Genomic DNA, 24,069 nt, shown 5'->3' on the forward strand with positions numbered 1-24,069 from the left:
CTCTAGACCGTCCGCAGGAAGCGGTCGAGGACACGTACCCCGAAGTGGAGCGCCTCCACCGGCACTCGCTCGTCGACGCCGTGGAAGAGCGCGTTGTAGTCGAACCCCGGAGGCAGCTTCAGCGGGGTGAAGCCGTAGCCGGTGATACCGAGCCGTGAGAACTGCTTGGCGTCCGTGCCGCCGGACATGCTGAACGGCACGACGTGCCCCTCGGGCGCGAACTCCTCGACGGCCGCCCGCATCCGCGCGAACGTCACCGAGTCCACCGGCGCCTGGAGGGCCACCTCACGGTGGTGGAACTCCCATTCCACCCCGGGTCCGGTGAGCCGGTCGAGGGTCGTGACGAACTCGTCCTCCCCGCCGGGCAGATACCGGCCGTCCACATAGGCCACGGCCTCCCCCGGAATCACGTTGACCTTGTAACCGGCGGTCAGCATGGTCGGGTTGGCGCTGTTGCGGACGGTCGCCTCGACGAGGGCGGCGGCGGGCCCCAGCTCGTTCAGCAGCGCGTCCACGTCGTCGAGGTCCGGGTCGTCGATGCCGTACAGGGCGGCCAGTTCCACCAGCGCGGCCCGCACGGTGGGGGTGAGCCTGACGGGCCACTCGTGGGCACCGATGCGCGTGACCGCGGCGGCCAGCCGGGTCACCGCGTTGTTCCGGCTGACCTTGGAGCCGTGGCCCGCCCGGCCGCGCGCGGTGAGCCTGAGCCAGCCGGTGCCGCGCTCACCCGCCGCGATCGGGTAGATCTGCCGGCCCGCCCCGTCGTGGAAGGTGTACGCCCCCGACTCGCTGACGCCCTCCGTGCACCCCTCGAACAGCTCGCCATGCTTGTCGGCGAGGAAGCCGGAGCCGTCCTCGGCGCTCGCCTCCTCGTCGGCCGTGAACGCGATCACGATGTCGCGCCGGGGCCGTACGCCGAGCCGCGCCCACGCGCGGACGACGGCGAGGATCATCGCGTCCATGTTCTTCATGTCGACGGCGCCCCGGCCCCAGACCACGCCGTCCCGGACCTCCCCGGAGAACGGGTGCACACTCCAGTCCTCCGCCTGCGCGGGCACCACGTCGAGGTGCCCGTGGAGGAGCAGCGCGTCGGCCGACGGATCGGTGCCCTCGATGCGGGCGACCACGTTGGTCCTGCCCGGGGTGCGCTCCAGCAGGGTGGGCGTGAGGCCCGCCTCGGCCAGCCGCGCGGCCGCGTACTCGGCGGCCGGCCGCTCCCGGCAGTCCCCGCCGCCGCGGTTGGTGGTGTCGATGCGGATGAGGTCGGAGGTGAACCGTACGACCTCGTCGAGGGCCCCCTCGTCGATCTCCCCGCCCTGCTCGTCCTGCTCACTCGTGTTCCGCTCAGCCATACTGCTCCTCCACAGCGGCCGAGACGACCGTGGTGACTGTCTTGAACGTACGGATGCCCTCGTACATGTCCGGGCTGGTGTAGGCCACTTTGCGCTCGCCGATGCGGTCCACGCCCGGGACGACGGTGGCGGCCATCGCGAGGTGCTCGGCGTCGAACTCGAGCGCGACGGTGTGCGGCCCCGCCCGGACCGGTGTGCGGCGCACCGCGAGCGCCGCCGCGTCCCTGGCCGCCGCGCGGATCTCGGCGGCGGTCCTGGCGGGTGGCCGGCACACCGCCGCGTAGCGGGACACATGGTCCTTGACCGCGACCTTGAGCGCCTCGGGGGCGTAGCCGAGGGCGTCCTCGCAGGCCACGTCGTCGCCGGTGACGAGGACGACCGGGACGCCGTACTCAGCGACGACATGGGCGTTGAGCAGGCCCTCGCTGGCCCGTGTGTCGTTCAGCCACACCCCGGTGATGGAGTTGGCCAGGTAGGTGTGCGCGAGGACGCCCTCCATGCCGGCGCCCGCGTGGTAGCCGACGAACGCGACCCCGTCCACGTCCCCGTGCTGCACGCCCTCCACCATGGACAGCGCCTTGTGGCGGCCGGTGAGCATCTCGGCCCGCTCGTCGAGGCGCTCCAGGAGCAGGTTGCGCATGGTCCAGTGCGCCTCGTTGATCAGCACCTCGTCGGCTCCGCCGTCGAGGAAGCCGAGCACCGCGGCGTTCACGTCGGAGGTGAACATGGACCGGCACCGCTCCCACTGCGGGGTGCCCGGCAGCACGTCGGCGGGCCATGTCACCCCCGTGGCGCCCTCCATGTCGGCGCTGATGAGGATCTTCATGCCAGCACCGTACGCGCCCTCGGCCATCCGCGCTCAGGCCTGTGGAAAACTCTCACTTCGCCGGGCCGGCAGCGTGCGTCCGTTCGAGCCACGTGCTCGTGCACCGGCTCGTGCGACCCCGTTCCTCACCCCTCCGCGCGGCCCGCGACCAGCCACTTCGACGGCAGTTCGATAAGGGTCCCGTCGGCGGTGTGCTCCGTGGTGGCGAGGGGCAGTTCACCGCTCGCGAGGACCGTGAGGCCGGCCCTGCGCAGGAAGACGGGAACGGCGTCGTCGGCGACCTCGCCCGGTGCGATGCCGTGCCGCAGGACGGGGGCCAGCTTGGCCGGCGGCCCGTCGCTGCCCCGGGCCAGGCCCAGCAGCAGCGGGCGGGCGGCCTCGGTGAGCTCCACCAGGAAGGCCCGGCCCCGCTCCCCCACCAGGGTGGCCAGGGCGTCGACGAGCGGCTGCCGGTCCTCGGGCTCGCACTGGTGCAGCACGCCCCGCATGTAGACGTTGGCGTCGCCGAGTTCCGCGTGCAGCGCCTGGACCTGTGCCGTCTCCGCCGCGTCGAGCAGCCGGTACGCGGCCCGTCCCGCGGGGTCGGCGCGCCGGGCGTGGTCGAGGGCGGCGGCCGACAGATCGACGCCCACGACGCGCGGACAGCGGTCCGCCAGATACCGGGTCTGCGTTCCGTTGCCGCAGCCGAGATCCACGACCGGCAGTCCGGGGTGGGCGAGATACGGCTCGAAGAGGGCGAGGTGGATGCCCGCGGTCGCCCTGGGCTCCGTGTCCCAGAAAACGGCCCCTTCTTCCTCGGGGGCCTCGCTCCAGAAGCCCTCCCACGCCTGCCTGTACCGACTGGTGACGCTCATACCTACTCCCCAGGGTGCGCGCGGCCCATCGAAGGCGGTGGACCGGACCACGGGTGTATCGCGCCGGACAGGGAGCGACAAGCACAGTGCGGCTTCCTTTACGCCCCGTTCCGGGGACGCACGCCGTCGAGCGCCCCACGCGCCCCTCAGGAGGTTCTCGTACGCCCCCGCCCCGGCAGCGTTCCGTCAGCGCCGTCGCGGCAGCGTCAGCTCGAACCAGACCGTCTTGCCCACGCTGGTCCGGCTGGTGCCCCACTCCCGGGCCAGGGTGCTGACCACCCGCAGGCCCCGCCCGGACTCGTCGCCGGGGCCCGCGCCGAGCAGCGTCGGCAGTGTGGGGTCCTCGTCGTCGACCTCGCACAGCAGTGTGTCGCCGCGTACGAGCCGTAGCTCGATCCGCTGCCCGCGCGCGTGCCGTACGGCGTTGGCGACCAGCTCGCCGACCAGCAGCTCGGCGGTGTCCGCGAGCGCCGTAAAACCCCAGACATGGAGCTGTTCGCGGACCGCGGCCCGGGCCCGGCCGACCTCCGCCGGGTAGTGGGTGAACACCCACTCGGCGACGTCCTCGGGTTCGATGCCGTTGAGGCGGGCCAGCAGCAGGGCCACGTCGTCCTTGCGTCCGCCCCGGGTGTTGAGGGCGCGGATGATCGTGTCGCAGGCGTCGTCCATGGACGCGGCCGGATGGGCGGCGGACTCGCAGAGCGTGGCGAGGCCGACACCGATGTCCTCGCCGCGCACCTCGACCAGCCCGTCGGTGCACATCACGAGGCGGTCGCCGGGCTCCATGCGCACGCGTACCGCCTCGAACGCGACGCCGCCGACCCCGATGGGCGCACCCGTGGGCAGCTCCAGCAGCTCGCTGCGGCCGTCCCGCGCCCGTACCAGCACGGGAGGGATGTGGCCCGCGTTGGCGAGGTGCAGCTCGCCGGCGATCGGGTCGTAGACGGCGTACAGACAGGTCGCGAGATAGTGCTCGCCGAGGCGCTGGGCGAGGTCGTCGAGGTTGCGCAGGAGCTGCGCCGGCGGCAGGTCGAGCGCGGCCATCGTCTGCACCGCGGTGCGCAACTGCCCCATCATCGCCGCGGAGTTGAGTCCGTGTCCCATGACGTCACCGACGACGAGGGCGGTGCGGGCACCGGGCAGCTTGACCGAGTCGAACCAGTCACCGCCGACCCGGCCGAGCAGCGTGCCGGGCAGATAGCGGGTGGCGATGTCACAGCCCGCGCGGCGCGCCGGGATGTGCGGCAGCATGCTGTCCTGGAGTGTCTCGGCGACGCTCTCCTGGTACGTGTACATGCGCGCGTTGTCGAGGACGAGGCCCGCGCGTGCGGCGAGTTCGGCGCCCGTGACCCGGTCCATGTCGTTGAACTCGGCCCGCTCCGGGTGCCGCAGCAGGATCATGAAGCCGAGGACCACGTCGCGCGCCTTGAGGGGCACCACCAGCATGGAGCGGTGGGTGATCAGCGGCCGGATGTCCCGCTTCTCGAACTGGGCGGCGATCGCGTGACCCATCTGCTCGCTGATGCGCGGCACGAGGACGGGCTCGCCGCTGGTCATGCACTGGAAGAACGGCGTGTGCGCGGGGAACGGCATGGCCTCGCCGACCGGCACGACGTCGTCCCAGCGGCCCGGCTCGTCCGTGTGCTCGACGGCGACGCGGTGCCACAGGGTGGTGGTGTCGGGCACGCCCTCGGGGAACCCCTCGCCGGCGACGACCTGTTCGCGCAGATAGGTGCCCGCGACGTCCGTGAAGCGGGGCACGACGGCCTTGCTGACCTCGACGATGGTCCTGGAGAGGTCGAGGGAGGTGCCGATGCGCGAGCTGACCTCGTTCAGGAACTCGAGACGTTCGCGCACGGCGGCGTACTCGAGGTCCTCGGCCTCGTCGCGCAGCTCCTCCGGTACGGGCAGGCCCTCGGCGACGGCGCGGGCGGCCCGCTCGCGGCGTGCCCGGCGCTCCGCCCTGCGCGCAACGCCCCAGTCGGGAGTGACGGGCACCCGGTCCTGCTGGCTGAACTCCAGGACGGGATAGCCGAGTTCGAGGACCTGCGCGACGATGCGGGCGCTCTCGTCGACGCTCATGCTCGGCAGGATCTCGGGGAGGCGGCGGGCGAGGTCCTCCGCGCCGGGGAAGTCGGTGTACAGGGCGAAGCCGGGAGCGATCCGCTCGACGCCGGTGCCCTCGGCGCCCCCGGCCTCCGCCGCGCCCTCGTCGTGCCGCAGCGCGCCCGCGTCGGCGGCGAGGACGAGCAGCCGCCCCTGTCCGGGGCCGACGAGGGGGTACGCCCACCAGAGCACGTCGACACGGCCCCGGTCCACCGTGATCCGGGCCCGTCCGGCGGCCGGGTAGGACAGCCGGCCCGCCAGGGAGGTCTCCAGTCCGGGGCCGAGTCCGTCCAGGTCGGCGTACGTCCCGTAGGGCGCGTCGTCGTTCTCGGTGTTCTCGGGCAGTGCGCCGGACACGGGCAGCAGGTCCACCGCGGTACGGCCCACGGCGTCCTCCTTGGCGGCGCCGAACAGCCGCCGCGCGCCGCTGCTCCAGTGCGAGACGAGGCCGTCGCGGTCGACCACGACCACGGCCAGGGGAACACGGCCGGCGGTGTGCTCCACCGCCGGTTCCCCTCCGGCCGCCTGGCCGGGAGGTGCGCCGCTGCCTGCGCCACGGTCCATGGCCCCGGCCCTCTCTCCTCACGGTTTCGTGGGATGTGCGCCGTCTTCTCGGCGAGATGTGTGCCGCAAGTCACCACCGTACGGCGGCGTACGGTCGCGATGTGGGGCAACGGTCGAATTCGGCTCCCGGGTCGCCTCCGGCGCGCTCTCACCGGCGCGTCCCTCCGCCGGACGCGCCCCCTCCGCGTATGCTCCCGGCCCTGCCCTGGCCTTCCTCGCCGGCCTCACGCGCCGGCCTCACTCGTCAGCCTTCCTCGTCGTCGTGCCCCAGGTGCATGTCCCTCTCCGCTCCGCTGCCGCCCGCGACCTCGAGAACCGTGGCGGCGGGCGGGTAGCCGCAGGCGACGAGGGTGTACTCGCCGGCGGCGAGGTCGGCGAAGCAGTAGGTGCCGTCGGGGCCCGTGACCAGGGTGCCGACAACGTTGCCCGCGGTGTCGAGCAGGGTGACGCGGGCAGCGTCGACGGGCCGACCGGCGCCGGCGCGGACCGTGCCCCGCAGCACCTCGCCGCCCGCGAGTTCGATGTTCTGGTGGATCTCGCGCGCGGGGCGGACGGTGACGGGGAGGGCGGCCGGGCGGAAGGTGTGCGCGGCCGCGGTGAGGGTGTACTCGCCCGCTGGGAGGTCCGTGACGGCGTAGCCGCCCTCCGGTCCGCTGCGGGTGGTGGCGACGATCTGTCCCTGGACGTCGGTGACCGTGACGGCGGCGTCCGGCAGGGGGTTCCCGTCGGCGGTGGCGACGCGTCCGATGAGCCGTCCGGTGCCGCCGAGCACCATGTCGACGTCCACGGGGCCCTTGCCCACGGTGACGGTCACCGCCTGCGGCTGGTGGCCGTCGGCCGCGGCGATGAGCACGTACGCCCCCGGGCCGGGTGCGGTGAGCGCGTACCGGCCGTCCTCGCCGCCGGTGCCCCGCCCGGTCTGCTGTCCCGTCACGTCGAGGAGGGTCAGCGCGGCTCGTGCCACGGCCATGCCGTCGTGGCGCCGCACGGTGCCGCGCACGGTCGGCTCGCCGGTGTGCGGGGAGCGCGTCGGCGGGACCGGTGGGGACTCGGGAACGCTGTCGGACACCAGTGGTCTGCCCTTGAGGAAGGTGAGGAGGACGAAGGCGAGGAGGAGGCCGAGGACGAGCACCGGCACGAGCTGACCGAAGACGCCCGGGACGGCCTCGGCGTACGCCCCGGTGTACTCGTCGCGCAGCACCGCGGGCAGGGCGTGCACGGCCTCGGGGCCGAGGGCGGCGGGGTCCGGCCAGCCGTCGCCCGCGCGCGGGGGCAGGCGGTCGGCGAGCCGGCCGGCGAGGAGCGCGCCGAAGAGGGCCACGCCGACGCTGCCGCCGAGGTGCCGGGCCCAGTCGCCCGCCCCGGTCGCGATGCCGGCGTCGGCCGGGCGCACCGCGTTCTGCACGGCGAGCACCAGGACGGGCATCACCGTGCCGATGCCGGCGCCGAGGACGGCCGTCCCGATGGCGAAGTACAGCGGGGGCGTGTCCGCCTCCAGGCGGGCGAGGAGCCACATGCCCACGGCGGCGACAGCGGTGCCGAGGACGGGGTACGTCCGGTAGTGCCCGGTACGGCTGACGAGCTCACCGGCGAGGACGGACGCGCCGACGATGCCGGCCGTCATCGGCAGCATGAACAGCCCGGACGCGGTCGCCGACATCCCGCCGGCCATCTGCAGGTGGAGCGGCAGGTAGCCGCAGGCGGCGAAGAGCGCGACGCCGGTCGTGCAGCCCACCGCCCAGGTGACGGTGACGACCGGGTCCCTGAACAGCCGGAGCGGGATCAGGGGGTCGGCCGCGCGGTGCTCGGTGAGCAGGAAGAGGGCGGTCGCGGCCAGGGCCGAGGCGGCGAGCCCCAGGACGACGGGCGAGTTCCAGGCGTACGCGGTGCCGCCCCATCCGGCGAGCAGCACCAGGGAGGCCGACGCGGCGGTGAGGAGCAGGGCCCCGAGGACGTCGGGGCGCGCCTTCGGGCGGTTCTTCGGCGGCTTGGGCACCAGGGCGACGGCGGCGAGGGTGATCAGCCCGAAGGGGATGTTGAGGAGGAAGCACCATCTCCAGGAGAGGTGGTCCGTGAGCAGGCCTCCCAGGAGGGGTCCGGCGAGGGAGGCGAGGCCGAAGACGGCGCCGATCGCTCCCAGGAAGCGGCCGCGCCTCCCGGCCGGCGCGATGTCGGCGGCGATCATCTGCACGCCGGTCAGGAGTCCGCCGGCGCCCAGGCCCTGGAGCGCGCGGAAGACGACGAGCTGGTCCATGGTGCGCGACCAGCCGGCGAGCGCCGAGCCGGCGATGAAGACGGCGAGCGCGAACCGGAACACGGTCCTGTACCCGTAGCGGTCGCCGAGCCTGCCGTGGACCGGCAGGCCGACGGCGGTGGCGAGCAGCGGGGCGGCGATCGCCCAGGACATCCGGTCCATGCCGTCCAGCTCGCCGGCGATCCGCGGCAGCGCGGTGGCCACGGCCAGCGGCTCCAGCGCGGCGAGCAGCAGCGTGAGCAGGAGCCCGAGGAGAACCAGCCGCGCCCGCCGGGGGCCGAGCGGCAACGGCGCGGGTTCGGGCGGCTCGCGGTCCGGTGGAGGCGCGGTGGCCGGTTCTTCCTGTGCCAGCGTGATCCCGCTCATGTGCCGCTCCCCTCGTCGCATGCCGGGCGGTTCCCGCGTTACGCGACAACTTCCGGCAAGCTCCACGAGTTACGGCGAAACGGCGCACGTCACGGCAGATCCACCCGAATCAGTGAGATGGCAACAGGCCCCGGAGCACGGGCTGTTGCCGATCACATCGAGCGCGACGGCGCGCGCGGGAGTGCGGAGGGGCACGGAAAGGCGCGGAGGAGCGCGGCGGTCGCCGCGTGGGGCAAGGAGGAAGGGGAGGGCGGACAAGGCCCGTCCGCCCTCCCCCCTGCCCGCCGGCCCTTCCCCTCCTACTTCTCGACCTCGGCGGCGAGGTTGGCGAGGACGGTGTCGTAGATGCGGGCGAGGCCCTTGGGAGCGAAGGTCTTCTCGAAGAAGCCGCCGATGCCGCCGGCACCGTTCCAGACGGTGACGACGACGACGCGGGACTTGCCCTCTCCGGCCGGGGTGACCCGCCAGGTGGTGACCATGGAGGAGTTGCGGTCCTTCTCGACGAGCTCGCCGTCGGTCGGCTCGGTGACCTCCAGCAGGCAGTCGCGGACGCGCTTGCTGGTGGCCTGGAGCTTCCAGTGGACGAGGGTGCCCTCGCCGTCACCGCCCTCGCGGACCTCGTACTCGCTGTAGTGCTCGGGCAGCAGCTTCGCGCGCGTGCCGCTGTAGTCGGCCAGGGTGTCGAACACCGTGTCCGCGTCCGCGGCGACGATGCGCTCCGTGGTGGCCTCGACCTGTGCCATCTGCACTTCCTCCAGCACTTGGTTGCTCGTGTTGGCGGAAAGCCAACCATCAGGCTGCCGAGCCGCCCAAATCGGGGGCCGGTGACGGACAGCGAAACCACCGCCCAGGGCAGGTACGGGCGGGACCCTCACACGACGCTCGAAAATGAGTTCGCACGATCAAGGGAACACATGTTCTATTCTGAGGCCAGTGCTACCGAGGAGGCGCCCATGCGCTGGGACCATCTGGCCGACGACAACCCCGCCACGGCCCGGAACGCCGCGCTGTTCGGCGCGGACGCGGTGGTCAGCCGCACCTTCGACACCCCGGAGTTCCGCGGCATGACCTTCCACGAGGTCCGGGCGAGATCGATCGTGAACCGGGTTCCGGGCGCCTCCCGCATGCCCTTCGAGTGGACGGTGAACCCGTACCGGGGTTGCACACACGCGTGTGTCTACTGTTTCGCGCGCAAGACCCACAGCTATCTCGACCTCGACACGGGCCTCGGCTTCGACTCCCAGATCGTGGTCAAGGTCAACGCGCCGGAGCTGCTGCGCCACCGGCTCGCCTCCCCGCGCTGGCACGGGGAGCACATCGCGATGGGCACCAACGTCGACTGCTACCAGCGGGCGGAGGGCCGCTACCGGCTGATGCCGGGCATCATCGCGGCCCTGCGCGACCACGCGAACCCGTTCTCGATCCTGACCAAGGGCACGCTGATCCTGCGCGACCTCGATCTGCTCGTGCAGGCCTCCCGGGTCACCGAGGTGGGGATCTCCGTCTCCGTGGGCTTCACCGACCGGGAGCTGTGGCGCACGGTGGAGCCGGGCACGCCCGCTCCGGAGCGCCGCCTGGACGTCGTGCGCACCCTCACCGATCACGGCATCGGCTGCGGCGTGCTGATGGCCCCCGTGATCCCGTACCTGAGCGACCAGCCGGACCGGCTGCGCGAGACGGTCCGGGCCATCGCTGCCTCCGGCGCCACCTCGGTGACACCCCTGGTGCTGCATCTGCGGCCCGGCGCCCGTGAGTGGTTCATGGCCTGGCTGGAGCGCCACCATCCGCATCTCGTACGGCGCTACGAGCGGCTGTACGCACAGGGCTCGTACGCCCCGAAGTGGTACCAGCGCCGGATCACGGGCCAGGTGCACGCGCTGGCCCAGGAGTACGGCATCGGGCCCTGGCGCCCCGGGCTGTCACGCAGGATCCCGGCGCCCGCGCCGGAGACGGCGGCGGAGGCGGCCGACGCGGCACCCACCCAGCTCACACTGCTCTGACCGCAGAGCACCGCACCGCACCCGAGTGTCCGGGCGTCCGGACGCTTCTGGCGGACCAATCGGGTCACGTTCCGGCTCGGCGAGTTCCTGCACAGCCCCCTGCCGGGACGGATGCGACGAGAGCCGTGACGCGCGCGGCTCGGCATTCCTCCGTCCCGGGAGGCACCCGATGAGGAAACACGCAGCCGCCCTGTGCGCACCCCTCCTGTGCGCCGTAGTGATCGCCTCGCTCGTCACGGCGGCCCCGTCCACGGCGACCGCCCGCCCCGCACCGGGCCCCGCCTGGAAGAACTGCGGCACCGGCGAGCACCCGACACTCCAGTGCGCGTCCCTGAAGGTGCCCCTCGACCATGCGGACCCGCACGGACGGCAGATCACGCTCGCCCTGTCCCGCGTTCCGCACACCGCGCGGACGTACCAGGGCCCGCTGCTGGTCAACCCGGGCGGACCCGGTGGCAGCGGCCGGAGGCTGGCCGGGTTCGTCGCCTCCTCGCTGCCGAAGGAGGTGGCGGCCCAGTACGACGTCATCGGCTTCGACCCGCGGGGCGTCGGCGCGAGCAGGCCGGCCCTGAACTGCCGGCCCGGGCACTTCGCCGCGCCACGGCCCGACCCGCTGCCGGCCGCACCGGACGCGGAGGGCGCCGGCCTCGCCCGCGCGCGGGCGTTCGCCGAGGGATGCGCCGGCAAGTACGGGGACGTCCTGCCGTACATGGGCACGGTGAGCGCGGCCAGGGACATGGACGTGATCCGCCGCGCGCTCGGCGCGGGGAAGATCAGTTACTTCGGGTACTCGTACGGCACCTACCTGGGCGCCGTGTACGCGAAGCTGCACCCCGACCGGGTGCGGCGGATGGCGCTGGACTCCGTCGTCGACCCCGCGCGCGTGTGGTACGACAGCAACCTCCTGCAGGACCGGGCCCTCAACGACCGCCACCGGGCGTTCCTGGCCTGGGTGGCGCGACACGACGCCACGTACCGGCTGGGCACCGACCCGGCCGGTGTCGAGGCCCAGTGGTACGCGATGCGCGACACCCTCGCCGCGGAGCCCGCGGGTGGCAGGGTGGGCGCCGGGGAACTGGAGGACACGTTCCTCCCCGGCGGCTACTTCAACGGCCACTGGCCCCGTCTCGCCGAGGCGTTCGCACAGTTCGTGAACGACGGGGACACCGGCCCGCTCGTGGCGGCGTACCGCGACCTCGGCGCCGTCGACGCGGCGGACGAGAACACCTACAGCGTCTACGCGGCGGTGCAGTGCCATGACGCGCCCTGGCCGCGCGACTGGCGGCGGTGGCGCCACGACAACTGGGCCCAGTACGCGGAGGCGCCGTTCATGACCTGGAACAACGCCTGGTTCAACGCCCCGTGCGCCTTCTGGCCGGGCACTCCGCTGCGGCCGGTGGACGTCTCGGGCGAGGCGGTGCCGCCGGTGCTGCTGTTCCAGGCGACGCACGACGGGGCCACCCCGTACGCGGGCGCTGTCACCCTGCACCGTCTGCTGCGCGGCTCCAGCCTGGTGGTGGAGGACGGCGGCGGCAACCACGGCATCACGCTGAGCGGCAACGCCTGCCTGGACCGGCATCTGGCGGCCTACCTGTCCGACGGCACGGTGCCGCGCGCCGCCGGTGAGGTGGACGCGCTGTGCGAGCCGCTGCCCGACCCGGGGCCGGTGACCGGGAAGACGGGAGCCGACGACGTACCGGGCGCGGCGCTGCACGGGCTGCTGGGCTTCCGGGGCTGACCACGGGACACCGTCGGACGCCGCGGACGCCGTCGGGCGCCATCGCGGCGCTCACCCCGTGGGCAGCCGTTTCAGCGCGGCGGCCGCCGCCTCCGCGAGCGCCGGGTGCGCCAGCGCCTCGGTGAGGACGCGCCGCGCCCGCGGGTCCCCCAGCGCGCCCAGTCCCTCGACGCAGGCGAGGGCGACCTTGCGGTACGGATCGTGCGGGCGCAGCCGCCGCTCCAGGGTGGTGATCAGCGCGGGCACGGCCTCGGGAGCGCGCAGTGCCACCAGGAGCCGTACGGGGTGGAGCGCGTAGGCGACCCGGAGTTCGTTGGTGGCGAGCGCGGCGGCGGCGCGGCCGGTGCGCGGATCGCCGAGCTGCGCCAGGGCGTACGCGGCGGAGGCACAGCGCTGCGGGTCGCGGTGGTTGAGGAGGAGGACGAGTGACTCGAAGGCCCGCCTGTCCCCGGCGACGCCGAGCCGGAAGGCGGCCAGCTCCCGTGCCCACAGCGGCTGTCCGGGAGCGATGAGCACACCGGCCAGTTCGTCGAGGTCGCCGGTCGCCGTCAGCCGGTCGTACGCCAGCGACGCCCCCGACTCCCTTCGTATGCGCTCCGTGAGTGATCGGAACTCTTCGCTCATGCGACCGAGCCTAGGGGTGCGCCGCGTCACTGGGGGCGTACATGACCAAGCCGACGCGGACCGGCGGGGACTGGCGCGCTCGTTACTCACGGGTTAAGCTCAATCGAGCGAGCTACCCGCTCGCCTTCCTCGCGACGGCCTGGTGACGCAGTCGTCGCGAGAGCACGAGAGCAGTCGGTTCGGTACGTCGAGTACCGCAGTACGACGCGGCTCCGGGACAGGGCCGGTCGGTGAACGCCGTTCCGCGGGCGCACGCCCGCGCGACGGCACCGGGCGTGTGCGTACGCAGCCCGGCAACACCCGCAATCGCAGCCCTTCGCGCCGGGTGCACTCTTCGACGCACCCCGGCGTGTTCCCAGTCGTCACCCTCATCCCTGGAGTCCCGCGATGGCCACTCCCCAGTCCGGCACTTCCCCGTCCCCGCTCCAGACGATCGCCGTGGTCGGCCTCGGCACCATGGGCACCGGTATCGCCGAGGTCCTGGCCCGGGCCGGCCGCGAGGTCGTCGGCATCGACATCAGCGCGGCCGCGGCGGCGCGGGCCGTCGCCGCCCTGGAGTCCTCGACCGCCCGCGCCGTGGCGCGCGGGCGGATCACCGAGGACGAGCGCGGCGACGTCCTCGCCCGCTTCCGCACCTTCACCGACCTCCGGGCCGCGGCCGACGCCGATCTGGTCGTCGAGGTCGTCCCGGAGTCGTACGAGGTCAAGCAGCAGGTCTTCCGCGAGCTCGACGTGATCGTCCGCCCGGACGCCGTCCTCGCGACCGGCACCAACGCCCTGTCCGTGACCCGGCTGGCCGCCGAGTCGGCCCGTCCCGAGCGGGTGCTCGGCATGCACTTCTTCAACCCGGCCCCGGCGATGAAGCTGGTCGAGATCGTCTCGTCCGTGCTGACCTCGCCCCAGGCCGTCGCCGCGGTCACGGACCTCGCCCTGGACCTGGGCAAGGAGCCCGTCGCCGTGGGCGACCGGCCCGGGTTCGTCGCCGACGGGCTGCTGTTCGGCTACCTCAACCAGGCCGCCGCGATGTACGAGGCCCGGTACGCCTCCCGCGAGGACATCGACGCGGCGATGCGGCTCGGCTGCGGGCTGCCGATGGGCCCCCTCGCCCTGCTCGACCTAATCGGCATCGACACGGCGCGCACGGTCCTGGAGGCCATGTACAACGCCTCGCACGACCGTCTGCACGCCCCCGCGCCCATCCTCAAGCAGCTCAGCGAGGCGGGCCTGACAGGCAGGAAGGCCGGCCGCGGCTTCTACACCTACGAGGCCCCGGGCAGTGCCGCCGTCGTGCCGGACGCGCTGACGCCGCGCGACGGCGCCTCGGTGGTGCCCGGCCGCGCCGTCCGCTCCGTCGGCGTCGCGGGCTCGGGCACGATGGCGTCGGGCATCGCCGAGGTCTTCGCGAAGGCCGGGTACGACGTGGTGCTCGCCGCGCGCAGCGAGGAGAAGGCGCAGGCGGCGCGGGCCCGGATCGGCAAGTCGCTCGCCCGCTCCGTCGACAAGGGCCGGATGACGGCGGAGGCGGCCGCGCAGGCCCTGGACCGGATCGCCCCGGCGGGCTCGTACGACGCGTTCGCCGACGTCGATCTCGCCCTGGAGGCCGTCGCCGAGGACCTGGAGATCAAGCGGCAGCTCTTCGCCGCCTTCGACAAGGTCTGCAAGCCGGGCGCGATCCTCGCCACCACCACCTCCTCGCTGCCCGTCGTGGCCCTCGCCAAGGCCACCTCGCGCCCGCAGGACGTGATCGGCATGCACTTCTTCAACCCGGCCCCGGCGATGAAGCTCGTCGAGGTCGTCCGCACCGTGCTGACCGCGGACGACGTGCACGCCACGGTCCGCGCGCTGTGCACCGCCGTCCGCAAGCACCCGGTGGACTGCGGCGACCGCGCCGGCTTCATCGTGAACGCGCTGCTGTTCCCGTACCTCAACAACGCGGTCAAGATGGTCCAGGAGCACTACGCGTCGCTGGACGACATCGACGCGGCGATGAAGCTGGGCGGCGGCTATCCGATGGGCCCGTTCGAGCTGCTGGACGTGGTCGGGCTCGATGTCTCGCTGGCCATCGAGCGGGTGCTGCACCGCGAGTTCCGCGACCCGGGTCTCGCCCCGGCGCCGCTGCTGGAGCACCTGGTGGCCGCGGGCTGCCTCGGCCGCAAGACGGGCCGCGGCTTCCGCGAATATGCCAAGCGCTGAGCGGCCCGGCGACTGGTTCACAGGCGGCGCCGACTGGGGCGGCCTGCTGGATCCGGCCGATCGTCCCCCGCCCGCCGAGGGCGGGGGAACCGGTGGTCCGGCCCGATCCTTCGCACATATGCAGTACGTTCGAGGCATGTCCCAGGCCGCGAAGACCTCACGTACACCAGCCACGCCCGACGCCCCGGAGAGCGCCGCGGGCAGTCGCGCCGCCGCGCAACGGCTCAGGATGCGCCGGGAACTGGCGGCCGCGGCCATGGAGCTCTTCGCGACGAAGGGGTACGAGGCGACCACCGTCGACGAGATCGCCGCGGCGGCCGGGGTGGCCCGCCGCACCTTCTTCCGCCACTTCCGTTCGAAGGAAGAGGCGATCTTTCCCGACCACGACGACACCCTGGTCCGCGCCGAGGCGGTGCTGAACGCCGCCCCGGCGCACGAGCACCCGCTCGACACGGTGTGCCGCGGCATCAAGGAAGTCATGAAGATGTACGCGGCGCGGCCGGAGATCTCGGTGCAGCGCTACAAGCTCACGCGGGAGGTCCCCACCCTGCGCGAGGCCGAGATCGCCTCGGTGGCCCGCTACGAGCGGCTGTTCACGCGCTACCTGCTGGGCCACTTCGACGAGCACGCGCACCACGACGACGGCAACGACGACCCGCTGCTGGCCGAGGTCGCCGCCTCGGCGGTCGTCACCGCGCACAACCACGTGCTGCGGCGCTGGCTGCGGGCCGGCGGGCAGGGCGACGTGGAGACCCAGCTGGACCATGCCTTCGCGATCGTCCGCAGGACGTTCGGCACGGGCATCGGCGCGGGCCGCACGGCCGCGCCGCGGGCCGCCACCCCGTCCACGGCGTCCGTCGCCTCGCAGGGCGAGGTGCTGGTGGCCGTGGCCCGGACCGACGCCCCGCTCGACGAGGTCATGAAGACGATCGAACAGGCGCTGCGCGACCGCTGAACGGTTTCTCCGCCTGTCGGCACTGTGAGAACGGCCACCCCGAGGGGTGGCCGTTTTGCCATGTCACGGGCCGTTTCACCCCCCAGCCGCCCACCACTCTGATCGATCATCGCTCATTTGAGACGACCGTAGAACAAGTGAGAGAAATTGTTGGCACTCGGTGCCTTGTCAGGTGACACGGCGTGCCATACGTTGATGTTGTCCGGGCGGCCGGCGAGCAGAGATCCCCTGTACGCCGACTGTCCCCGCGAGCCCTTGGCGAGCGCGCCCGGACGCCTGCGTCACAGGCACCTTCCGCGCCACAAAGCGCTGCCGTACCACCGCACCCCGCGCCGAACCGACGGCACCCCTCACACCCCTCAGCAGCACCCGACGTAACCCTCAGCAAGCGTCTTCCCTCAGGACGCTCGACGCTCGTCGCCGGAGGCAACACCGTGAAGGAAATCCTGGACGCGATCCAGTCGCCGGACTCGACTCCCGCCGACTTCGCCGCTCTGCCGCTCCCCGAGTCGTACCGCGCGATCACCGTGCACAAGGACGAGACGGAGATGTTCGCCGGGCTCCCCACCCGCGACAAGGACCCCCGCAAGTCGATCCACCTGGACCGGGTCCCGGTCCCGGAGCTCGGCCCGGGCGAGGCCCTGGTGGCGGTGATGGCCTCCTCGGTCAACTACAACTCGGTGTGGACGTCCATCTTCGAGCCGCTGTCGACCTTCGGGTTCCTGGAGCGCTACGGCCGCCTCAGCGAGCTCACCAAGCGCCACGACCTGCCGTACCACGTCATCGGCTCCGACCTCGCGGGCGTCGTCCTGCGCACCGGCCCCGGCGTCAACGCCTGGCGGCCCGGTGACGAGGTCGTCGCGCACTGCCTCTCCGTGGAGCTGGAGTCGAGCGACGGCCACAACGACACGATGCTCGACCCCGAGCAGCGCATCTGGGGCTTCGAGACCAACTTCGGCGGCCTCGCCGAGATCGCGCTCGTCAAGTCCAACCAGCTCATGCCGAAGCCGGACCACCTGAGCTGGGAGGAGGCCGCGGCTCCCGGCCTGGTGAACTCCACGGCGTACCGGCAGCTGGTGTCGCGGAACGGCGCCGGCATGAAGCAGGGCGACAACGTGCTCATCTGGGGCGCGAGCGGCGGCCTGGGCTCGTACGCGACGCAGTTCGCCCTCGCCGGCGGCGCCAACCCGATCTGTGTCGTCAGCAGCCCGCAGAAGGCGGAGATCTGCCGTGCCATGGGCGCCGAGGCGATCATCGACCGCACCGCCGAGGACTACAAGTTCTGGAAGGACGAGCACAACCAGGACCCGCGCGAGTGGAAGCGGTTCGGCAAGCGCATCCGCGAGCTGACCGGCGGCGAGGACGTCGACATCGTCTTCGAGCACCCCGGCCGCGAGACCTTCGGCGCGTCCGTGTACGTGACCCGCAAGGGCGGCACGGTCGTCACCTGCGCCTCCACCTCGGGCTACATGCACCAGTACGACAACCGCTACCTGTGGATGTCCCTGAAGCGCATCATCGGCTCCCACTTCGCCAACTACCGCGAGGCCTGGGAGGCCAACCGCCTCATCGCCAAGGGCAAGATCCACCCCACGCTGTCGAAGGTGTACTCCCTGGAGGACACCGGCCAGGCCGCGTACGACGTCCACCGCAACCTCCACCAGGGCAAGGTCGGCGTCCTGTGCCTCGCCCCCGAGGAGGGCCTCGGCGTGCGCGACGCGGAGAAGCGCGCCCAGCACATCGACGCCATCAACCGCTTCCGGAACGTCTAGGGGGCGTGCATGACGGAACGTAAGAAGGACCGGCCGTGGTTGATGCGCACCTACGCCGGTCACTCCACCGCCGAGGCCTCCAACGCGCTCTACCGGCGCAACCTCGCCAAGGGCCAGACCGGACTGTCGGTCGCGTTCGACCTGCCGACGCAGACCGGCTACGACCCCGACCACGTCCTCGCGCGCGGGGAGGTGGGCCGGGTCGGCGTCCCGGTCTCGCACCTCGGTGACATGCGCCGGCTGTTCCAGGACATCCCGCTGGAGCAGATGAACACCTCGATGACCATCAACGCCACCGCCATGTGGCTGCTGGCGCTCTACCAGGTGGTCGCCGAGGAGCAGGGCGCGGACATCACCGAGCTCCAGGGGACGACCCAGAACGACATCGTGAAGGAGTACCTGTCGCGGGGCACGCACGTGTTCCCGCCGGGCCCTTCGCTGCGGCTGACGACCGACATGATCGCGTACACGGTCTCCCACATGCCGAAGTGGAACCCGATCAACATCTGCAGCTACCACCTGCAGGAGGCGGGGGCCACGCCGGTGCAGGAGATCGCGTACGCGATGTCCACCGCGATCGCCGTGCTCGACGCGGTGCGCGACAGCGGCCAGGTGCCCCAGGAGCGCATGGGCGATGTAGTCGCCCGTATCTCCTTCTTCGTGAACGCGGGCGTCCGCTTCATCGAGGAGATGTGCAAGATGCGGGCGTTCGGCCGCATCTGGGACCGCATCACACGCGAGCGGTACGGCATCGAGAACCCCAAGCAGCGGCGGTTCCGCTACGGCGTCCAGGTCAACTCGCTCGGGCTGACCGAGGCGCAGCCGGAGAACAACGTCCAGCGGATCGTGCTGGAGATGCTGGCCGTGACCCTCTCGAAGGACGCACGCGCGCGTGCCGTGCAGTTGCCCGCCTGGAACGAGGCCCTCGGCCTCCCCCGCCCCTGGGACCAGCAGTGGAGCCTGCGCATCCAGCAGGTGCTCGCCCACGAGAGCGACCTGCTGGAGTACGAGGACATCTTCGACGGCTCGCACGTCATCGAGGAGAAGGTGGCCCGGCTCGTCGAGGAGGCCCTCGACGAGATCGACCGCATCCAGGAGATGGGCGGCGCGATGGCCGCCGTGGAGTCGGGCTATCTGAAGTCGCAGCTCGTCGCCTCGCACGCCGAGCGGCGGGCGCGCATCGAGTCCGGCCAGGAGAAGATCGTCGGCGTCAACATCCACGAGACGACCGAGCCGAACCCGCTGACGGCCGACCTGGACACCGCGATCCAGACGGTCGACCCGGCGGTCGAGGCCCGGGTGGTGCAGGCCCTCCAGAACTGGCGCGACACCCGCTACCAGCCGCCCTTCAACCACCCCCGCCCCTGCAAGGCGCTGGAGCGGCTGAAGGATTCGGCCCGCGGCACCGGCAACCTCATGGAGGCCACGCTCGAATGCGCCCGCGCCGGGGCCACGACCGGCGAGTGGGCCGGCGCGCTGCGCGAGGTGTTCGGCGAGTACCGGGCGCCCACGGGTGTGTCGTCCGCGCCGGTCGCGGTGACCGCCGAGGAGGGGACGGCGCTCGCCGGGGTCCGCCGCCGTGTGGACGCCACCGCCCGTGACCTGGGCGTCGGCAAGCTCCGCTTCCTGGTCGGCAAGCCGGGTCTGGACGGGCACTCCAACGGCGCCGAGCAGATCGCCGTGCGGGCCCGTGACGCCGGGTTCGAGGTGGTCTACCAGGGCATCCGGCTGACGCCCGAGCAGATCGTGGACGCGGCCCTCGCCGAGGACGTGCACGCGGTCGGCCTGTCCATCCTGTCCGGCTCGCACGCGCAACTGGTGCCGGACGTGCTGGAGCGGCTGCGCGACGCCGGCGCGGCCGACATCCCGGTGATCGCCGGCGGGATCATCCCGAACGGTGACGCCGAGCGGCTCAGGGCCGCCGGAGTGGCCGCCGTCTTCACCCCGAAGGACTTCGACATCACCGGAATCATCGGCCGTATCGTCGACGAGATCCGGAAAGCGAACAAGCTCGACCCCCTGGAGGTCCCCGCATGACCAGCCCTGCTCCCCAGGTCAACCGGCTCCGGCCGCGACGCTCGTGCCTCGCGGTCCCGGGCAGCAACCCCCGCTTCCTGGAGAAGGCCCAGGGCCTCCCCGCCGACCAGGTCTTCCTGGACCTGGAGGACGCCTGCGCCCCGCTCGCCAAGCCCGAGGCGCGGCACACCGTCGTGAAGTTCCTCAACGAGGGCGACTGGACGGGCAAGACGCGGGTCGTGCGTGTCAACGACTGGACGACCGAGTGGACGTACCGCGACGTGGTCACGGTCGTCGAGGGCGCCGGCCAGAACCTCGACTGCATCATGCTGCCGAAGGTGCAGGACGCCCAGCAGATCGTCGCCCTCGACCTGCTCCTCACCCAGATCGAGAAGACGATGGGCTTCGAGGTCGGCCGGATCGGCATCGAGGCGCAGATCGAGAACGCGCGCGGCCTGAACAACGTCAACGAGATCGCCGAGGCCTCCCAGCGCGTGGAGACCATCATCTTCGGCCCGGCCGACTTCATGGCCTCCATCAACATGAAGTCGCTGGTCGTGGGCGAGCAGCCGCCCGGCTATCCGGCGGACGCCTACCACTACATCCTGATGAAGATCCTGATGGCCGCCCGCGCCAACGACCTCCAGGCCATCGACGGCCCCTACCTCCAGATCCGCAACGTCGACGGCTACCGCGAGGTCGCCCAGCGCGCCGCCGCGCTCGGCTTCGACGGCAAGTGGGTGCTGCACCCGGGCCAGGTCGAGGCGTCCAACGAGATCTTCTCGCCCTCGCAGGAGGACTACGACCACGCCGAGCTGATCCTCGACGCGTACGAGTACTACACGTCCGAGGCGGGCGGCAAGAAGGGCTCCGCGATGCTCGGCGACGAGATGATCGACGAGGCCAGCCGGAAGATGGCGCTGGTCATCGCGGGCAAGGGCCGGGCCGCCGGCATGAAGCGCACCTCGAAGTTCGAGATCCCGGAGGCCTGAAGCCCATGCAGTTCGGACGCACCTACGAGGAGTTCGAGGTCGGGGCGGTGTACAAGCACTGGCCCGGGAAGACGGTCACGGAGTACGACGACCACCTCTTCTGTCTCCTCACCATGAACCACCACCCGCTGCACATGGACGCGAACTACGCCGGGAACACGACGGACTTCGGCAAGAACGTGGTGGTGGGGAACTACATCTACTCGCTGCTGCTCGGCATGTCCGTCCCGGACGTCTCCGGCAAGGCGATCGCCAACCTGGAGATCGAGTCGCTGAAGCACGTGGCGCCGACCTTCCACGGCGACACGATCTACGGCGAGACGACCGTGCTCGACAAGTGGCCGTCGAAGTCGAAGGGCGACCGCGGGATCGTGCACGTGGAGACCAAGGGCTACAAGCAGGACGGCACGCTCGTGTGCGTGTTCCGCCGCAAGGTGATGGTGCCGACCGAGACGTACATCAAGGAGCGTGGCGGCGAGCAGCCCGGCCGTCCCGAGTTGAAGCAGCAGGAGAAGTAGCCATGGCCCGACTCGCCCAGACCACCGGACTGACGGACGTGCAGCAGGAGATCGTCGCAACCGTCCGGGACTTCGTGGACAAGGAGATCCTCCCCGTCGCGACCGCTCTGGAGCACCGCGACGAGTATCCGCAGGAGATCGTCGACGGGCTCAAGGAGCTCGGGCTGTTCGGGCTGATGATTCCCGAGGAGTACGGCGGTCTGGGCGAGTCCCTGCTCACGTACGCGCTGTGCGTGGAGGAGATCGCCCGCGGCTGGATGTCCGTCTCCGGCATCATCAACACCCACTTCATCGTGGCGTACATGCTCAAGCAGCACGGCACGCAGGAGCAGAAGGACCACTTCCTGCCCCGGATGGCGACCGGTGAGGTGCGGGGCGCGTTCTCCATGTCGGAGCCGGCCCTCGGTTCTGATGTGTCCGCCATCACATCGAAGGCGGTCAAGGACGGTGACAGTTACGTCCTGAACGGTCAGAAGATGTGGCTGACCAACGGCGGGACGTCAACCCTCGTCGCCGTACTCGTCCGAAGTGACGAAGGACACCCCGAGGGCACGGCCCCGCACAAGTCGATGACCACGTTCCTGGTCGAGAAGGAGCCCGGGTTCGGGGAGGTCCGCCCCGGCCTCACCATCCCCGGCAAGATCGACAAGATGGGCTACAAGGGCGTCGACACCACCGAGCTCATCATGGACGGGCTGCGCATACCGGCCGACCGGGTGCTCGGCGGCGTCACCGGCCGAGGTTTTTACCAGATGATGGACGGCGTGGAGGTCGGCCGGGTGAACGTGGCCGCGCGCGGCTGCGGCGTCGCCCAGCGCGCGTTCGAGCTGGGCGTTCGGTACGCGCAGCAGCGGCACACCTTCGGCAAGCCGATCGCCCAGCACCAGGCCATCCAGTTCAAGCTGGCGGAGATGGCCACCAAGGTCGAGGCCGCCCACGCGATGATGGTGAACGCGGCCCGCAAAAAGGACTCCGGGGAACGAAACGACCTTGAAGCAGGCATGGCCAAGTACCTCGCGTCCGAGTACTGCAAGGAGGTCGTGGAGGACGCCTTCCGCATCCACGGCGGCTACGGCTTCTCCAAGGAGTACGAGATCGAGCGCCTGTACCGCGAGGCGCCGATGCTGCTGATCGGTGAAGGTACCGCTGAAATCCAGAAAATGATCATCGGGCGGAGGCTGCTCGAAGAGTATCGATTCCAGGGCTAGATGTCCGGTTCATACCGTTTTAGGGGTGTTTTCTTCGAGAAGAAGATCACACCCCGTCAACGGTCTTCGGCCGCCGACTCGGCTTCCTGGCTTGCCCAGTTGTAGCCCGCGACCGGTACGATCCGGGAAAGCCGCCGTCCCCCGTTACTGCGCGGCATCATCCGCTACGAAGGTCATCCATGCCCCACAGCCAAACCTCTGCACCTCGCGACAGCCTCGCTGGCGTACGCCTCGCGCGCGGAGCATCGCCGTGGCTCCTCCCGACCGTCGCCACCGCAGCCCTCAGCCTCGCCCGCGCACGCCGCTCCGGCGCCGCCAAGGCCGTGGCCGTGCCCGCCACCGCGCTCGCGGCGGGCATGCTGTGGTTCTTCCGCGACCCCGAGCGCGAGATCACCCAGGGCCGGGTCATCTCGCCCGCCGACGGTGTGGTGCAGAGCATCATGCCGTGGAAGGACGGCCGCACCCGCGTCGCCATCTTCATGAGCCCGCTCAACGTCCATGTGAACCGCGCCCCGCTCTCCGGCACGGTCACCTCGGTCGAGCACATCCCCGGCGGGTTCGTTCCGGCGTTCAACAAGGAGAGCGAGAACAACGAGCGCGTCGTCTGGCACTTCGACACCGAGCTCGGTGACATCGAGATGATCCAGATCGCCGGCGCGGTCGCCCGCCGTATCGTTCCCTACGTGCCGCAGGGCACCAAGGTGGAGCAGGGGGACCGGATCGGCCTGATCCGCTTCGGCTCCCGCGTCGACATCTACCTCCCCGAGGGGATCGAGGTCGCCGTGGAGGTCGGTCAGAAGACCGTGGCTGGGGTGACTCGCATTGACCGTGATTGATCCGGATACGAAGCCGGGCTGGGCACCCGAGGCGGTCGAGGACGACGAAGAGGAGGAGATGCCGCTCTCCCTCCGCCTCTCGATAGCGGACACGCTCACCCTCGGCAACGCCACGTGCGGCTTCATGGCGGTGTACTTCACCACCACCGGCATCCTGATCCCGCACCTCCAGGGCAGCCAGGAGACCGGCATGGCCCGCCACAGCGCGGCCACGGCGGTCATCCTCATGCTCTGCGCGGCGGTCTTCGACCTGTTCGACGGCCTGGTGGCGCGCAAGCTGCGCTCGTCCCCGATGGGCGCCGAGCTGGACAACCTCTCCGACCTGATCAGCTTCGGCCTGGCACCGGCGTACTTCGTACTGGTGTACGGGATGGTCGCGGACGACGCCCACCAGCGGGTGGCGGCGCTCGGGGCCATCGTGGTGCTGCTGGCCGTGGTGCTGAGACTGGCGCGGTTCTCCTGCGTGACGATGAAGGACGGGATGTTCCAGGGCATGCCGTCGCCGTTCGGCGCGCTGACGGTCGTCTCGATCGTGCTGCTGGAGCTGCCCTTCGTGGCGACGCTGCTGGCGATCCTGGGCACGGCGTGGCTGATGGTGAGCCGGGTGGAGTACCCGAAGCCCCGCGGTCCGCTCGCCGCGGCGATGCTCTCCTGGATCGTGGTGTCCATGGGTCTCCTGGCGGCCTGGGCGTTCGACGCCCCCGGCGGCCAGCTGCTGCTCCAGACCGGCTGTGCCCTGCAGCTGGTGCTGGGCGCGGTGATCCCGCTGTTCGCCACGGCCCGCCGGGTGAACAACTTCCGCGACAACCGGCGCGAGGCACGTGCGGCGCAGCTGCCGTAACGGCGGACGAAGCAGTGAGCAACGGGTGTGGGCCCGAGCCTGATGGCTCGGGCC

The 24,069-nt window shown here is 71.5% G+C and carries 18 protein-coding genes; 11 read left to right on the forward strand and 7 right to left on the reverse strand.

Features of this window, described 5'->3' with window-relative positions; genetic code table 11:
- Nucleotides 1–2: 2 nt before the first annotated feature.
- The 6 genes from IE242_RS12245 to IE242_RS12270 all read right to left on the reverse strand — a co-directional run bounded on the left by IE242_RS12245 (nt 3) and on the right by IE242_RS12270 (nt 9,065).
- Nucleotides 3–1,352, reverse strand: coding sequence for a M20/M25/M40 family metallo-hydrolase (locus IE242_RS12245; protein ID WP_189858290.1), 1,350 nt, complete (start codon nt 1,350–1,352; stop codon nt 3–5).
- Complete coding sequence (locus IE242_RS12250) at nt 1,345–2,178, reverse strand: M55 family metallopeptidase (protein ID WP_189858292.1); 834 nt, start codon at nt 2,176–2,178, stop codon at nt 1,345–1,347. Before IE242_RS12250 ends, IE242_RS12245 begins: the two co-directional genes overlap by 8 nt.
- 125 nt (nt 2,179–2,303) lie before the next feature.
- Nucleotides 2,304–3,032, reverse strand: coding sequence for a class I SAM-dependent methyltransferase (locus tag IE242_RS12255; RefSeq protein ID WP_189858293.1), 729 nt, complete (start codon nt 3,030–3,032; stop codon nt 2,304–2,306).
- A gap of 186 nt (nt 3,033–3,218) precedes the next feature.
- Nucleotides 3,219–5,702 (reverse strand): ATP-binding SpoIIE family protein phosphatase, encoded by a 2,484-nt coding sequence (locus IE242_RS12260; protein ID WP_189858295.1) that lies wholly within the window; start codon nt 5,700–5,702, stop codon nt 3,219–3,221.
- Nucleotides 5,703–5,946: 244 nt separating this feature from the next.
- Nucleotides 5,947–8,322 (reverse strand): MFS transporter, encoded by a 2,376-nt coding sequence (locus IE242_RS12265; RefSeq protein WP_189858297.1) that lies wholly within the window; start codon nt 8,320–8,322, stop codon nt 5,947–5,949.
- A 299-nt stretch (nt 8,323–8,621) separates the two neighbouring features.
- Nucleotides 8,622–9,065: an SRPBCC family protein gene (locus tag IE242_RS12270; protein WP_189858299.1), complete on the reverse strand. Its 444-nt coding sequence runs from the start codon at nt 9,063–9,065 to the stop codon at nt 8,622–8,624.
- Between the two features lie 210 nt (nt 9,066–9,275).
- Between IE242_RS12270 and IE242_RS12275 the strand changes: the two genes are divergently transcribed.
- Both IE242_RS12275 and IE242_RS12280 read left to right on the forward strand, forming a co-directional pair.
- Nucleotides 9,276–10,322 (forward strand): Rv2578c family radical SAM protein, encoded by a 1,047-nt coding sequence (locus tag IE242_RS12275; protein ID WP_189858301.1) that lies wholly within the window; start codon nt 9,276–9,278, stop codon nt 10,320–10,322.
- A 169-nt stretch (nt 10,323–10,491) separates the two neighbouring features.
- Entirely contained in the window at nt 10,492–12,060 is a 1,569-nt protein-coding gene (locus IE242_RS12280; RefSeq protein WP_189858303.1) for an alpha/beta hydrolase, read from the forward strand.
- A 51-nt stretch (nt 12,061–12,111) separates the two neighbouring features.
- Here the strand turns inward: IE242_RS12280 and IE242_RS12285 are convergent, their stop codons facing one another.
- Nucleotides 12,112–12,684, reverse strand: a complete 573-nt coding sequence (locus IE242_RS12285) for an adenylosuccinate lyase (RefSeq protein WP_189858305.1) — start codon at nt 12,682–12,684, stop codon at nt 12,112–12,114.
- A 387-nt stretch (nt 12,685–13,071) separates the two neighbouring features.
- On the opposite strand from IE242_RS12285, the gene IE242_RS12290 reads away from it, so the two are divergent.
- From IE242_RS12290 to pssA, 9 genes are all read left to right on the forward strand, one after another.
- Complete coding sequence (locus IE242_RS12290; protein WP_189858307.1) at nt 13,072–14,877, forward strand: 3-hydroxyacyl-CoA dehydrogenase family protein; 1,806 nt, start codon at nt 13,072–13,074, stop codon at nt 14,875–14,877.
- 136 nt (nt 14,878–15,013) lie between these two features.
- Nucleotides 15,014–15,832 (forward strand): TetR family transcriptional regulator, encoded by an 819-nt coding sequence (locus IE242_RS12295; RefSeq protein ID WP_229858828.1) that lies wholly within the window; start codon nt 15,014–15,016, stop codon nt 15,830–15,832.
- 434 nt (nt 15,833–16,266) lie between these two features.
- Nucleotides 16,267–17,604 (forward strand): crotonyl-CoA carboxylase/reductase, encoded by a 1,338-nt coding sequence (gene ccrA / locus IE242_RS12300; protein WP_189858311.1) that lies wholly within the window; start codon nt 16,267–16,269, stop codon nt 17,602–17,604.
- A gap of 9 nt (nt 17,605–17,613) precedes the next feature.
- Nucleotides 17,614–19,641, forward strand: a complete 2,028-nt coding sequence (locus IE242_RS12305; RefSeq protein WP_189858313.1) for an ethylmalonyl-CoA mutase — start codon at nt 17,614–17,616, stop codon at nt 19,639–19,641.
- Nucleotides 19,638–20,612: an HpcH/HpaI aldolase/citrate lyase family protein gene (locus IE242_RS12310; RefSeq protein WP_189858315.1), complete on the forward strand. Its 975-nt coding sequence runs from the start codon at nt 19,638–19,640 to the stop codon at nt 20,610–20,612. The genes IE242_RS12305 and IE242_RS12310 overlap by 4 nt, the downstream gene beginning before the upstream one ends.
- A gap of 5 nt (nt 20,613–20,617) precedes the next feature.
- On the forward strand, nt 20,618–21,130 hold the full coding sequence (locus IE242_RS12315) for a MaoC family dehydratase (RefSeq protein ID WP_189858317.1): 513 nt from the start codon (nt 20,618–20,620) through the stop codon (nt 21,128–21,130).
- Nucleotides 21,131–21,132: 2 nt separating this feature from the next.
- Nucleotides 21,133–22,338, forward strand: coding sequence for an acyl-CoA dehydrogenase family protein (locus IE242_RS12320; RefSeq protein ID WP_189858319.1), 1,206 nt, complete (start codon nt 21,133–21,135; stop codon nt 22,336–22,338).
- Nucleotides 22,339–22,517: 179 nt separating this feature from the next.
- Entirely contained in the window at nt 22,518–23,174 is a 657-nt protein-coding gene (locus tag IE242_RS12325) for a phosphatidylserine decarboxylase (protein WP_189858321.1), read from the forward strand.
- Nucleotides 23,161–24,015 carry a CDP-diacylglycerol--serine O-phosphatidyltransferase gene (gene pssA / locus IE242_RS12330; protein ID WP_189858323.1) on the forward strand — a complete coding sequence of 285 codons (855 nt, stop codon included), beginning with the start codon at nt 23,161–23,163 and terminating at the stop codon, nt 24,013–24,015. Before IE242_RS12325 ends, pssA begins: the two co-directional genes overlap by 14 nt.
- Nucleotides 24,016–24,069: the final 54 nt, after the last annotated feature.

Origin of the sequence: Streptomyces poonensis (assembly GCF_014650915.1) — a bacterium.
Lineage (GTDB): Bacteria > Actinomycetota > Actinomycetes > Streptomycetales > Streptomycetaceae > Streptomyces > Streptomyces poonensis.

Excerpts from the sequence above, each read along its gene's own strand:
- IE242_RS12315 (WP_189858317.1), top strand. The coding sequence starts at position 20,618 with ATGCAGTTCGGACGCACCTACGAGGAGTTCGAGGTCGGGGCGGTGTAC.
- IE242_RS12325 (WP_189858321.1), top strand. The coding sequence starts at position 22,518 with ATGCCCCACAGCCAAACCTCTGCACCTCGCGACAGCCTCGCTGGCGTA.
- IE242_RS12290 (WP_189858307.1), top strand. The coding sequence starts at position 13,072 with ATGGCCACTCCCCAGTCCGGCACTTCCCCGTCCCCGCTCCAGACGATC.
- IE242_RS12295 (WP_229858828.1), top strand. The coding sequence starts at position 15,014 with ATGTCCCAGGCCGCGAAGACCTCACGTACACCAGCCACGCCCGACGCC.
- IE242_RS12265 (WP_189858297.1), bottom strand. The coding sequence starts at position 8,322 with ATGAGCGGGATCACGCTGGCACAGGAAGAACCGGCCACCGCGCCTCCA.
- IE242_RS12250 (WP_189858292.1), bottom strand. The coding sequence starts at position 2,178 with ATGAAGATCCTCATCAGCGCCGACATGGAGGGCGCCACGGGGGTGACA.
- IE242_RS12270 (WP_189858299.1), bottom strand. The coding sequence starts at position 9,065 with ATGGCACAGGTCGAGGCCACCACGGAGCGCATCGTCGCCGCGGACGCG.
- IE242_RS12275 (WP_189858301.1), top strand. The coding sequence starts at position 9,276 with ATGCGCTGGGACCATCTGGCCGACGACAACCCCGCCACGGCCCGGAAC.
- IE242_RS12285 (WP_189858305.1), bottom strand. The coding sequence starts at position 12,684 with ATGAGCGAAGAGTTCCGATCACTCACGGAGCGCATACGAAGGGAGTCG.
- IE242_RS12305 (WP_189858313.1), top strand. The coding sequence starts at position 17,614 with ATGACGGAACGTAAGAAGGACCGGCCGTGGTTGATGCGCACCTACGCC.
- IE242_RS12255 (WP_189858293.1), bottom strand. The coding sequence starts at position 3,032 with ATGAGCGTCACCAGTCGGTACAGGCAGGCGTGGGAGGGCTTCTGGAGC.
- IE242_RS12320 (WP_189858319.1), top strand. The coding sequence starts at position 21,133 with ATGGCCCGACTCGCCCAGACCACCGGACTGACGGACGTGCAGCAGGAG.
- IE242_RS12260 (WP_189858295.1), bottom strand. The coding sequence starts at position 5,702 with ATGGACCGTGGCGCAGGCAGCGGCGCACCTCCCGGCCAGGCGGCCGGA.
- IE242_RS12245 (WP_189858290.1), bottom strand. The coding sequence starts at position 1,352 with ATGGCTGAGCGGAACACGAGTGAGCAGGACGAGCAGGGCGGGGAGATC.
- IE242_RS12310 (WP_189858315.1), top strand. The coding sequence starts at position 19,638 with ATGACCAGCCCTGCTCCCCAGGTCAACCGGCTCCGGCCGCGACGCTCG.
- IE242_RS12280 (WP_189858303.1), top strand. The coding sequence starts at position 10,492 with ATGAGGAAACACGCAGCCGCCCTGTGCGCACCCCTCCTGTGCGCCGTA.